Origin of the sequence: Actinomadura sp. KC345 (assembly GCF_004348515.1) — a bacterium.
GTDB lineage: Bacteria > Actinomycetota > Actinomycetes > Streptosporangiales > Streptosporangiaceae > Spirillospora.
The window spans coordinates 16,464-28,055 of the sequence record NZ_SMKH01000081.1 but is presented as its reverse complement, the minus strand read 5'-3'; the positions used below and the strand labels follow the sequence as shown (position 1 = coordinate 28,055).

General features: G+C 69.3%; 11 protein-coding genes and 1 other RNA gene. 4 read left to right on the top strand and 8 right to left on the bottom strand.

The genetic code is table 11. The annotated features are described in order from the left end of the window. Positions 1–168: 168 nt before the first annotated feature. Positions 169–864, bottom strand: coding sequence for a sugar transferase (locus tag E1281_RS15990; protein WP_131878881.1), 696 nt, complete (start codon positions 862–864; stop codon positions 169–171). Positions 865–1,191: 327 nt separating this feature from the next. Here E1281_RS15990 and E1281_RS15985 point away from each other — a divergent pair, with 327 nt between their 5' ends. Then, positions 1,192–1,923 carry a sugar phosphate isomerase/epimerase gene (locus E1281_RS15985; RefSeq protein WP_243717001.1) on the top strand — a complete coding sequence of 244 codons (732 nt, stop codon included), beginning with the start codon at positions 1,192–1,194 and terminating at the stop codon, positions 1,921–1,923. 171 nt (positions 1,924–2,094) lie between these two features. On the opposite strand, the gene ssrA is transcribed toward E1281_RS15985, so the two are convergent. From ssrA to ftsE, 6 genes are all read right to left on the bottom strand, one after another. Further along, positions 2,095–2,469: a transfer-messenger RNA gene (gene ssrA, locus E1281_RS15980) on the bottom strand. Positions 2,470–2,788: 319 nt separating this feature from the next. After that, entirely contained in the window at positions 2,789–4,705 is a 1,917-nt protein-coding gene (locus E1281_RS15975; protein ID WP_131878878.1) for a penicillin-binding transpeptidase domain-containing protein, read from the bottom strand. A 9-nt stretch (positions 4,706–4,714) separates the two neighbouring features. After that, positions 4,715–5,206: an SsrA-binding protein SmpB gene (smpB, locus tag E1281_RS15970; protein WP_131878876.1), complete on the bottom strand. Its 492-nt coding sequence runs from the start codon at positions 5,204–5,206 to the stop codon at positions 4,715–4,717. Position 5,207: 1 nt separating this feature from the next. Further along, entirely contained in the window at positions 5,208–5,450 is a 243-nt protein-coding gene (locus E1281_RS15965) for a S41 family peptidase (protein WP_131878874.1), read from the bottom strand. 79 nt (positions 5,451–5,529) lie between these two features. After that, complete coding sequence (gene ftsX / locus E1281_RS15960) at positions 5,530–6,435, bottom strand: permease-like cell division protein FtsX (RefSeq protein WP_131878872.1); 906 nt, start codon at positions 6,433–6,435, stop codon at positions 5,530–5,532. Positions 6,436–6,652: 217 nt separating this feature from the next. Continuing rightward, entirely contained in the window at positions 6,653–7,342 is a 690-nt protein-coding gene (gene ftsE, locus E1281_RS15955; RefSeq protein ID WP_131878870.1) for a cell division ATP-binding protein FtsE, read from the bottom strand. A 411-nt stretch (positions 7,343–7,753) separates the two neighbouring features. On the opposite strand from ftsE, the gene E1281_RS15950 reads away from it, so the two are divergent. Continuing rightward, positions 7,754–7,939, top strand: a complete 186-nt coding sequence (locus E1281_RS15950; RefSeq protein WP_131878868.1) for a hypothetical protein — start codon at positions 7,754–7,756, stop codon at positions 7,937–7,939. Between the two features lie 66 nt (positions 7,940–8,005). Here E1281_RS15950 and E1281_RS15945 read toward each other — a convergent pair whose 3' ends face one another. Further along, positions 8,006–9,067 carry a hypothetical protein gene (locus E1281_RS15945; RefSeq protein ID WP_131878866.1) on the bottom strand — a complete coding sequence of 354 codons (1,062 nt, stop codon included), beginning with the start codon at positions 9,065–9,067 and terminating at the stop codon, positions 8,006–8,008. 184 nt (positions 9,068–9,251) lie between these two features. On the opposite strand from E1281_RS15945, the gene prfB reads away from it, so the two are divergent. Both prfB and E1281_RS15935 read left to right on the top strand, forming a co-directional pair. Then, the gene (gene prfB, locus E1281_RS15940; RefSeq protein WP_131878864.1) at positions 9,252–10,361 is read left to right on the top strand and encodes a peptide chain release factor 2; all 1,110 of its coding nucleotides are present in this window, start codon (positions 9,252–9,254) and stop codon (positions 10,359–10,361) included. A 123-nt stretch (positions 10,362–10,484) separates the two neighbouring features. Further along, positions 10,485–11,465, top strand: coding sequence for a hypothetical protein (locus E1281_RS15935; protein ID WP_131878862.1), 981 nt, complete (start codon positions 10,485–10,487; stop codon positions 11,463–11,465). The last annotated feature ends 127 nt before the right edge of the window (positions 11,466–11,592 follow it).

Sequence of the window (11,592 nt, the reverse complement as noted above, 5' to 3'; positions counted from 1 at the left end):
ACTCCGCACCGCCCACCCGCGAAACCTACGCCAGCCCCGGCCGCCCCGTCAGTGGCCGAACCCTCGCACGGTCCGCCCCTGCGGACCGAGGCGTCACGAGCGCACGGCAGAACGGTGGTGCCCCTGCCGGATCGGACAGGGGCACCACACTCCATCGCGCTGGATGAACTACGAACCGCCGCCGAGGAAGGACCAGCCGATCCTCGCCGTGTCACCCAGGATCTTCATGTCCCGCGCCGGACTCGCGTTGTGCGCGTCCTCGATGTCGCACTCGGCCCGCCGAAGCAGGTACTCGTCGCTCTTCGGCACCCACCGGATGCTCTCGTTCCCGAACGTGCTGTACATTCCAGGCCGCCCGATCGTGCTCGCCCAGGTCCACTCCCTGTACAGGGTGCGGGGAAGGGCATTCTTCATGAGGCGCCTGTCATCCTCCAGCAGGGGACGCGGGTTGGTGATCGACATGTCTCCGTGAAACACGTTCACCAACTCGACGAACTGGTCGGCGGTGACCTTGCGCAGGATCTTCGCGCGGCGAAGGGCCCGAGGGTCGGCGGAGCCGCGGCTCGCGTCCCTGCCCCGGGCGTCCCGCATGGTCCGGACATGGAGAAGGTCGAACGGAACACCGTTCTGACCGATCCGCTGCTGCCTGAAGAGCGGCGCCTTGCCGTCCCCGAGGAAGACCAGCGACGCTCCGGCCGCCGCCACGGGCACGTACAGCGGCAGTAGCGCTGTGGCGATCAGCAGATCCCGACGCCTCTTCTCGGGGCTGAGGATCCAGTCCGGTCCGGTGAGATTCGATCCGGGCATGTCCCGGATCGCCTTGAGTCGTCTCTGCAGGGCATGCAGAGCCTCGTTGTCATTCATCTTGTTTGTAGGCACCGTTCGACTCGGTGCCCCTCCTTCACCCGTACCGTCCTCGCCTGCCGTCGAGTAGCCACGCGTCACGGGAGCGGCCCTCGCGCTTGCCTCTCCCGGATGCTGCCGGACGGTCACAGATGGCGCTGATCAAAGCGCACGACGTCAAGGGCGTCGTAGAAATCACAAACGGAGGTACGAAACATGGCTACGGCCACCGACCTTCCGCAGACGCGGGAGGGCTGCGATCGAGGCGGGCAAGCCTCGCATCCGCAGCATCAACACGCCGACACATCCGCCGACCGGCGGGCGGGTGTCACACTCTCCACGACCTCGGTGCTCCCGCAGGGAGTCGGCAAGACCTTCGAGCTCGCCACGAAACTGGGCTACAACGGCGTCGAGATCATGCCGACGGTCGCCGACCCCTCTTCGTGGAGGCTCAGCCGCCTGCGGGAGCTGCAGGACCGGTACCCGACGCCGGTCACGTCGATCCACGCCCCGTGCCTGGGCCCGCAGACCGCGGGAGTCTGGGGACGGGATCCCTGGGGGAAGCTCCAGCACTCCGTGGCCGTCGCCGAGGCGCTCGGCGCCGGGGTGGTCGTGGTGCACCCGCCGTTCTGGTGGCAGCGCGCCTACGCCGCCACGTTCGTCGAAACCCTCGCCGAGATGCAGGACGGGACCGACGTCCGGATCGCGGTGGAGAACCTGTACCCGCGCGGACTGTTCGGGTACCGGCCCCACTGGAACCCCGCGGGGACCCGGTGGACGACGCTGGACGTGTCGCACGCGGCCGCTTCCCGCGATGACGCGGTCACCATGGCCGAGGCCATGGGCGATCGGCTGACTCACGTGCACCTGTCCGACAGCGTGACCGGCCGCGACCTGCACATGGTGCCGGGCCGCGGTGACCAGCGCTGCGATGCGCTGGTGAAGCACCTCGCCAAGACCGCCTACACCGGCGACATCTGCATCGAGGTCAACACCAGCAGCGTCACCCCGGCCGAGCGCCGGAGGCGGCTGTACGAGGCACGTGCCTTCGTGACACGGCACTGGCCTTCGCTCCGATGAAGTAACGGACCTCGCCCACTGCGAGGTCCATCCGCCAGGGCTCCCGGCCGGACGGCAGCCGCTGCCCGACCGGGAGTTTCCCTACTGAGACGAACTCCCCAGACGAGTGCCCCAAGACGAGTCAAGACGAGTAAGGCCCGACCGGGATCCCGGTCGGGCCTTACTGCTGGTACGTGGAGGTGGCGGGAATCGAACCCGCGTCCTTCGGTGAAGGGCCAGGGCTTCTCCGGGTGCAGCCTGCTTGGCGTTTTCTCAGCCCCGGCGCTCACGCAGGCGTGTCGCCGACGGGCTCAGTCGCTGTTGGGTGTTCCTACAAGCCCCGCGACCGGGCTTGCAGGTGGAGTCTCCTTACGATGCCAGACCCCAGGACGGAGACGCTCCTAGGCTGACAGAGTCGCTACTCGCTCAGGCGGCGAGGGCGAACTCGGACTGCGAATTCTTCTTGGCAGTTGTTGGTTTGCTGTCACAGGATTAACGAGGTCACAACAGCAACCCTCGACCCGCTTCCCCTGGCTCGAACGACCGAAGTCGAAGCCGGTCACCCCCATGTTGAGTTGTCAAAGCGGCCGTCCGGGGACGTCCGCGCACCTTGACGCTACAGGGATAACGCACCCGCGGGCAACGTCATTCCCGGGCAGCCGTGAACCCCGGTGGATGCGAGCTGTGTCACACCCACCGGGGTCGACCGGCAGGGTCGGGCCGGTCCGGACGGCAGAGCCTCCCCCGAGACGAGGCTCTGGTCTCATCACGACGACTGAGTCCGCAACCCCCCAAGCGGGATCTCAGTCACCCGTAAAGACGCCCAGGGGTGACCGTTTGGTTGCCCCCGTGGCGTAAAGGGATCACAAAGTCGTACCGCGCCCGGTCAGCGGAGGAACTTGGCGGCGATGTCGGGGGTGTTGACGCGGCCCTGGACGGCGATGGCGAAGGCGGTGTCGCCACTGGAGCCGACGAACCAGGAGACGGTCTTGTTGCGGTCGCCGTCCCGGTAGGGGGCAAGGGCGGCGACGCCGACGAGGTCGTCGGCGACGCGGGCGCCGCGGGCGTTGCCGTGGGACGCGGTGCGGCCGAGGACCTTCTTGAGGCTCGCGATGGACTCGGGCCGGAGGTTCTGCGGCGGGGGCGCCTGGACGGTCTTGGGGACTTCCTTGAGGACGTACGGCGGCTTCCAGGTGCCGTTCTGGGCCGCCGCCGCCACCAGGGCCATGGCGAGGGGGCTCACCTGGACGTTGCCTTCGCCGATCATGGCGGCGGCCTTCTCGCCGTCGTTGGCCGGCGTGGGCACCGAGCCGGTGAAGGCGGGGACGGTCAGGCCCCAGTCCTTGCCGATGCCGAGCTGGGACGCCTCGTTGACGAGGGTCTTCGCGTCCAGCTTGGCGCTGAGCTGCGCGAGGGTCGTCTTGCAGGACGCGGCGAAGTGGTTGGCGAACGTGCCGTCGCCGCGGGACTTGTTGGTGAACGTCTCGCCGCCGACGGTGACGGTGCCCGGGCAGGTGGTCTCGGTGGACTGGCTCATGCCGGCCTGGGAGAACAGGGCCTCGGCGGACACGATCCCGAACGTCATCCCGGGCGGGTACTCGGCTTCGAACGCGAGGTTCCGGCCGTTCGTCCCGTGGTTGGACACGGCCAGCACCTCGCCGGTGCTCGGGCGGACCACGACCATGGACGCGGGGTGCTGCAGGCCCGCGAGCGCCCGGTCGGTCTTGCGCTGGAAGGACGGGTCGAGGGTGGTCTGCACCTCCTGCGGCGCCTGGCCCTCCCAGGAGCGCAGCTCCTCGGTGTTCTTACCGGTCTCGTCCTGCGCCACGACGCGGACGGTGGGCGTGCCGGCGAGCCGGCGCTGCTGGAAGAGCTGGATGCCGCTGACGCCGATGGTGTCACCCGGCTGGTAGGGGGCGCCGACCTCCTGGAGGCGGTCCGCGGTGGCGGGACCGAGCGTCCCGACCAGCTCGGGCGCGTAGGCCGGGGCGATCGGTGCCCGGACGCCGACGAAGTCCAGCCCGGGAATGGTGGTCAGTCGCTGGATGAGCGCGTTGTGCGCGGGGACCTGGAGTGTCAGCAGCGGCAGGAAGTCCTGCGGCGGGGCGGAGCGCACGCGGCCGAGGAGGCGTTCGGCGTCGAGCCGGCGACCATCGATCTTGGCCTGCTTGGTGAGCATGTCGAGGGTCTTGCGAGGGTCGGCGAGCTGCCCGGGAGACACCCCGACGTGGTAGGCGCCGACCTCCCGCAGCACGGGGCGGCCATGGGTGTCGGTGACGGGGGCGCGCTCGGGCTCCTCGGTCACCACGGCGAGCCGCTGCCCGGGCTTCAGGCTCGTGTGGATGATCGAGGGGCTCCAGACGACCTTCCATTTGCCGCCGACGCGGCGCAGGTGCATCAGCCCCGGGTACTCCCACGGCTGGCCGTTCTCACCGAGGTCGATCTTCACGGTGAAGCGCGCGTCGGCCTCGTCGCCCTTCTTGATGATCTGGTCGACGTCGCTGTCGGACACGCCGGTGCCGAGCGACAGCCGCAGGGACGCGGCGTCGAGCTGCTGGCTGACGCGGCTGAGCGCGTCCTCCACCTGCTTCTGCTCCATGCCGACGGTCTTGCCGGCCGCCGCCTCGAAGTTGCCGATCTGCCAGGCGATCAGGAAGTCGCGGACGGCGGGCATCGCCGACCGCTCGGCCCAGCATCCGGTCGTCATGCCCCCGACGAGCGCACCGCAGACGGCGAGCGCGACCGCCCGGCGCCGCCTCGTCGGGATGCTGCGGGGCCGCCGCCTGCGGCGTCGGTTCCTCATCGACACCCTTCACCGTCTCCTGAACCGCGCAGCCGCCGCCTTCTGCATCTCCCGCTCGGCCTCCCGCTTGGCGATGGACTGGCGCTTGTCGTACGCCTTCTTACCACGGCCCAGGCCGATCTCGATTTTGGCCTTGCCGTCCTTGAAGTACAGCGCCAGCGGGATCAGCGTCCAGCCGGGCTCCGAGGACTTGGCGGTGATCTTCTGGATCTCGCGCTTGTGGAGCAGCAGCTTCCGGCGCCGGCGGGGTGCGTGGTTCGTCCAGGTCCCCTGCGTGTACTCGGGGATGTGGACGTGCTCCAGCCAGACCTCCCCGTCCATCACGTGCGCGTAGCCGTCGGCGAGGGATGCGCGTCCGGCGCGCAGGGCCTTGACCTCGGTGCCCATCAGCACCATGCCCGCCTCCCACGTCTCGTCGATGTGGTAGTCGTAGCGGGCCCGCTTGTTCTGGGCGATGAGCTTGCGCCCGGTGTCCTTCTTGCGCCCGGTGTCCCGTGCCACGTCATCCAGTCCTTGTCCGGCGTTCCCGTCCCGGTCCCAGGTGTTCTGGTCCCGCCCCGTCGAGGTTACGGCCGCCGGGGGTCCGATGGCGACCGACCGCCGGCTCGATCACCGAACCGCCGCCGAGCGCGCCGGGTCCCTGCACCGATGCCTTCTCGTACGTACGCGATCCTACGATCATCGCGCGGTCGCGGTCGCGGAGGGATCCGGCGTCGGCGAGCACCGGCGGCCGGGGCCGGATCATGCGGCAAGGGCGGGACGGCGCAACCCGCCGGATCCGGCGGTCGCACCGGGCCCGGCCGGCGTGACCGGGCTCCGGCGCGTCAGATCTTCAGATATCTCCGCAGTGTGAGGAACGACGCGACCGCGCATAGCAGCACGCCGAAACATATGGAGACGACGATGACGGCGATGACCGTACTCCAGCCGAGCTGGCTGACGAGTTGGACGTCTCCCGCCAATCTGTCGATCAGCAGCTTCTTGCTGAACACCAGCAGGATGGACGAGAAGATGCCGCCGATCAGGCCGGCGATGGCGCCCTCCAGGATGAACGGCATCTGGATATAGGTGTTGGACGCCCCGACGAGCCGCATGATGCCCGTCTCCCGGCGCCGGTTGAACGCCGACAGCCGGACGGTGTTGCCGACCAGCATCACCGCGGCGACCACCTGGATCAGCGCGATCGTCAGCGCGGCGACCTGGAGACCGTTCAGGATTCGGAAGAACCGCTTGAGGATCTCCTGCTCGTTGATCACGGTGTCGACGCCCGGCTGCCCGAGCACCGCCTGCGCGACCGCCTTGTACTCCTCGGGATTCTTCAGCTTGACCCGGAACGAGTCGGGGATGTCGCCCTCGCGGGTGCTCTCCACGAAGCCCGGCGAGCCCGCGAAGTTGTCCTTGAACCGCTCGAAGGCCTGCTGCTTGTTCTCGTACTGGACCTCGGAGACCTGCGGCAGCTTGTCCAGCTGGGCCTTGAGCGTCTGCCGCTGCTGGTCGGTGACGTCCTGCTTCTGGCAGCTCGGGTTCGAGCTCGTCTTGGCGCACAGGAAGATCGAGACCTCGATCTTGTCGTACCAGTAGCTTTTGGACGAGTCGACCTGCTGCCGCAGGAGCAGCCCGGTACCGAAGAGCGCCATGGCGATGGCGACGGTGATGACGAGGGAGATCGTCATCGTCATGTTCCGGCGGAGACCGATCCAGATCTCCTGGAGAACGAACTGTACGCGCATGCCTCGCTGTCCTTGATCGCCTGTGTCCCGCCGGAAGCCTGGGCCGTACCGCCTGGGGAACGGGGGCCGATGCGGGGCGGTTCCTACCTCGGGGGCCTCGGGGTGTCGTACGACCCGGCAGGAATCGATGGTTCAGATGGAAGTGCCGTGGAGCGGACCGGGCCCCGGCCCGGCTCCTCGCGGGCGGAAGATCTCCCGCGCTCCTCGGCGAACACGGTTAGTAGGCCTGCCCGTACACGCCGCGCGACTGGTCGCGGACGACCCGTCCGTCCTCCAGCTCGACGACCCGCTTGCGGAAGGCGTCGACGATCGCGGCGTCGTGGGTGGCCATCACGACGGTGGTGCCGGTGCGGTTGATCCGGTCCAGCACCTTCATGATGCCGATCGAGGTGGCCGGGTCGATGTTGCCCGTCGGCTCGTCGGCGAGCAGGATCATCGGCCGGTTGACGAACGCCCGCGCGATCGCGACGCGCTGCTGCTCGCCGCCGGACAGCTCGTCCGGCATCCGGTGGGCCTTGCCCTCCAGGCCGACGAGGTCGATGACCTCGGGGACGACCTTGCCGATGAAGCGCCGCGGCTTGCCGATCACCTCAAGGGCGAAAGCGACGTTCTCGAAGACGTTCTTGTTGGGGAGAAGGCGGAAGTCCTGGAAGACGCAGCCGATCCTGCGGCGCAGGTGCGGCACCTTCCAGTTGCTCAGCCTGTTCAGGTCCTTGCCCGCCACGTGGACGTGACCCTGGGAAGGACGCTCCTCCTTCAGGATGAGGCGCAAGAAGGTCGACTTACCCGATCCGGAGGGCCCCACCAGGAACAGGAACTCGCCCTTTTCGATGGCGACGTTCACGTGCTGCAAGGCGGGCCGGTTCTGGGTCGGATAGACCTTGGTGACGTTGTCGAAGTGGATCACGGCTGCATCACGGCGGTTCGGTCTCTAGGGGTTGGGGAGCGGCCCTGCCCGCGGGCCACGGAATGCTCCGCGACCTCCGGTCTGCGCCACCCGGCTCCACGACCAGGCGGGACGCGGAGCCTTCGAGCAGTGTAGAGGGGACGGTCAACTGCCTCGTCCCACTCGACGGAGTACGGGAGCCCGGGACCGCCACAACGCCCGATCAGCGCGTGCCGTCCGATCAATGCCATGTGATCCGTCTCCCGGCGTACGGCCGTTTCATACCGTCTAGCTCCTGGACTTGCCGGAACGACCATACAGTCCGGCTACGCTGGATGATGGCGAAAGATACCTAATCGGTGGACAGACGCCGGACAGGTCGACGCATCCCGCACGGACCCGCGTGCCGTTCTCGGAGATTGGGGCCATGACATGAGCTGCGAACATCTGATCTGCGCCCAGTGCTCGAACCCGGTCGTGGAGGGGCGCTGCCCCACATGCCGCGAAGCCCGTTCGGAACTGCATCGTCACGGAGTGTCAGGATCGCCCGTCCTCGTCCTCGCCGGCCTTGTCGCCCTGCTGTTCGCGGCACTCGTGCTGCAGCGCGTCTACGGCTGAGGAGCGGGCCCGGTCCGGGCTGAGCCTGAGCCGCGACCGGCTCCGGGACGCGCGGCTCCGGACGCGCTAAGGGGTCTTCTTGAGCGGCGGCGTGGACGCCTTGGAGATCGCGCCGTGGTCGGCGATGACCTGCGCCTTCGCCTGACGGTCGCCCTCGTCGGCGCGTTCCGGGTCGTAGGCCGCGAAGTGCAGGGTCGCGGTCGTGTCGATCTGGTTCCCCTCGACGGTGCCGTCGAGCAGGTGCTCCGCCTCCTCGGGGATCTCCGGCTTGGGCGTGCCGGGGTCCTCGGCGGTGAGCGAGGTGCTGCGGAACAGCGAGTAGACGATCAGGCCGCCGCCGCTCTCCGTCCGCACCCCGAAGTAGGGGAAGGGCGTGGCCGTGTAGACGACCTGGAGCGTGAGGTCGTCCTCCTTGGCGTTCTTCGTGGCCTTCTTGGTGTCCTTGTAGAACCCGGTGGTGACGGCACTGGACTTCATCACCTTGGCGGCGACGCTGCCGCCGCCCTCCGCGGCGACCGTCGCGTGGATGCCGATGACGTCGCGGGGACGGATCAGGAGCGACGTGTCGTCGGTGCCGAGCGCCTCCGCGTAGCCGTCGTCATCGATCTCGACCTCCGGCAGCTTCGCCTTCTTCTGCATGACGGTCGCGAACGTGAGCTTCCAGCGGTCGGACGGGCTGTTCCGGACGAACGCCGTCAGCACCGTGCGCCCGCTCCCACGCTCGCCGAGGACGGAGCGGCCCACCGACGCCATGAACCAGTGCGGGTAGGCGTCGTCCTTCAGCTTCGGGACGTACAGCTCGGGCTTGCCATAGGCGAAGCGCCGCACCGGATCGCCGTCGTAGGCGGCCTCGCGGAACTCGGCCGCGGTGAGCTGCCGCTGCCCGCCGGTCGTCCAGTTCAGGGCCAGCCGCTCGTCACCGGCGGCCCTGGCCACGTCCTCGTCGGTGACGTAGGTGCGGAACGCCTCCTCCGCGGACTCCGGCGTCAGCGGAACCGGCTCGGGCGGGGACGTCGTGGGCACGCTGACGGTCGGCCGCGCCTCGCTCTCGCCCTCGGCGCAGCCCGCGGCGCCGAGCGCCAGGATGAGCGGCACCACGGCCGCGATCACCCGTGTGAACCTGTGCACAGACCGTCCCCCGGACCGATTTTCATGCCGGCCACCCTCCGGCCGGCGTCCTCGGCCCGTGATTCTGCCATCCCCAATGATATTGGCCGTGCGCTCCCGTTCGCCGCACGGCGGCGTGGCGGGACGCGGCCGGCGGCGCCGGGACGGCGAAGAGCAGTGCCCGGACGGCGATAGGCTCGGAAGCGTGGCAGCCATCGAACCCGAAGAGCAGCTCAAGGAGCTCGGCTCGACACTGTCCGGTATCGAGCAGGTGCTGGACCTCGACGGCATGCGGCGTGACATCGCCGAGCTGCGCGAGCAGTCGGCCGACCCCGACCTGTGGAGCGACCAGGAGCGTGCGCAGACGGTGACGCGCCGCCTGTCGTACCTGGAAAGCGAGCTGGGCAAGGTCGAGGGCCTGCGGCAGCGGCTCGACGACGCCGCCACCCTGTACGAACTCGCCCAGGAGATGGACGACGCCGACACGCGCGCGGAGGCCGACGGGGAGCTGGCGGCGCTGCTGAAGGCCGTCCAGCAGCTCGAGGTCCGCACCCTCATGTCGGGCGAGTACGACGCCCGGGAGGCGCTGGTCACCATCAACGCGCAGGCCGGCGGGGTCGACGCGGCCGACTGGGCCGAGCAGCTCCAGCGGATGTACCTGCGCTGGGCCGAGCGGCACAACTACCCGACGGAGATCTACGAGACCTCCCACGCCGAAGAGGCCGGGATCAAGTCCACGACCTTCGTGGTGAAGGCCCCCTACGCCTACGGGACGCTGCGCGGCGAGCACGGCACGCACCGGCTGGTCCGGATCTCCCCGTTCGACAACCAGGGCCGCCGCCAGACCTCGTTCGCGGGCCTGGACGTCGTCCCCGTGGTGGAGCAGAGCGACCACGTCGACATCGACGAGAACGACCTGCGCGTCGACGTGTACCGGTCGTCCGGGCCCGGCGGCCAGGGCGTCAACACCACCGACTCCGCCGTGCGGATCACCCACATCCCGTCCGGGATCGTCGTGTCCTGCCAGAACGAGCGCAGCCAGATCCAGAACCGCGCCACGGCGATGAACGTCCTGCAGGCCAAGCTCCTGGAGCGCAAGCGCCAGGAGGAGGCGGAGAAGATGTCCGCGCTGCGGGGCGAGGGCACCAGCAGCTGGGGCACCCAGATCCGCAACTACGTGCTGCACCCCTACCAGATCGTGAAGGACCTGCGTACCGGCGTCGAGGTCGGCAACCCATCCTCGGTCCTGGACGGCGACCTCGACGAGTTCATCGAGGCGGAGATCCGCTGGATGCGCCAGCAGGAAACGGCCTGACCCACCTCCTCCGGGACGGCGGCACGGGATCTTCCAGGGAGTTTCGTGTTCGTAGCGTGACTCCTTGGTCACTCTGCGAGGATGGCGGGCGATTCGGATCGCTGCCAGCACTCGGGGGGCCGTATGCCCGCACGCACCTTCGCCGTCGCGTCACTTCTCTCGTCCAGCCTGCTCGCCGCCGCGCTGAGCGCGGGATGCTCGGGCGACGCCTCGTCCGCCGATCCGGCACAGCCGCGGGGCGCGCCACCGCTCAGCAAGGCGCAGGCTCAGCAGGTGCTGGCGTCCTACACCGAGGGGGCGAACCGGGCGGGCGGCCGGTTCGACCGGAGGGCGCTGCGCGCGATCGAGACCGATCCGCAACTGGCCATGGACACGGCGACCCTCCGGATGCGGCGGGCCGTGCGGCAGCCGGCACCGAAGCTGGCGTTCAGGGAGGCGTCGTTCTACATCCCGCGGCTCGGCGGTTATCCGCAGTGGTTCGCCGCCGGTGCGGTCACGGGTCAGGGGAAGCAGGCGCGGCGGCACGCGATGCTGTTCACACGGGCCAAGGCGGGGGCGCCGTGGCTGCTGGCGTCCGACCCCCGTCCGGGGGACGACCCGCTGAGCCGGGTGGCGCTCGATCCGGACGGCTACGCCACGCCCGTCGCCCAGGACGCCGAGGGCCTCGCCGTCCCGCCGCGGAAGCTGCCGGCCGCGCACGCCGCGCTGCTCACCGAAGGGCCCCGCGCCGAGGACGCGTCCGTCATCGCGGACGGGCCGCAGACCAGCGAGACGTACAAGGCGCTGACCCAGGGCGCGAAGACGCTGGCCGGGCGGGGTGTGACGCTGTCGTCCAGGTTCTCCGCCGCTCCTTACACGGTCTACGCGCTCCGCACCAAGGATCGCGGGGCCCTGGTCTGGTATGTCCTTAAGCAGAACGAGGCGTACTCCGCGTCCAATCGGGGCAAGCTGGGCGTGAGCGGTGATCTGGTCGGGCTGGCCCCGGCGAGGACCTCCAGGACGCGCATGGACACGACCGTCCTCGTGCAGTACCTGGCCACCGTTCCGCCGGAGGGCCGCGCCACGGTCAACGGCATGTACCGCAAGGCCGTGAGCGTCCGATGAACTGAGCGACACCGGACGAGGCCGAGCCCCGCAGGGGCCCCAGTTCTCCGTCGGGTGCCGGGCGGTCCCGCTCTTCTGACCGCTGCAGCAGGGACCTTCCGGCACCCGGCGGGTAGGCGCTCTCCAC

Bases quoted from the DNA above. Each gene is read 5' to 3' on its own strand.
- E1281_RS15990 (WP_131878881.1), bottom strand. From the start codon at position 864: ATGAATGACAACGAGGCTCTGCATGCCCTGCAGAGACGACTCAAGGCG.
- E1281_RS15975 (WP_131878878.1), bottom strand. From the start codon at position 4,705: ATGAGGAACCGACGCCGCAGGCGGCGGCCCCGCAGCATCCCGACGAGG.
- E1281_RS15965 (WP_131878874.1), bottom strand. From the start codon at position 5,450: ATGATCCGGCCCCGGCCGCCGGTGCTCGCCGACGCCGGATCCCTCCGC.
- ftsX (WP_131878872.1), bottom strand. From the start codon at position 6,435: ATGCGCGTACAGTTCGTTCTCCAGGAGATCTGGATCGGTCTCCGCCGG.
- E1281_RS15950 (WP_131878868.1), top strand. From the start codon at position 7,754: ATGAGCTGCGAACATCTGATCTGCGCCCAGTGCTCGAACCCGGTCGTG.
- E1281_RS15935 (WP_131878862.1), top strand. From the start codon at position 10,485: ATGCCCGCACGCACCTTCGCCGTCGCGTCACTTCTCTCGTCCAGCCTG.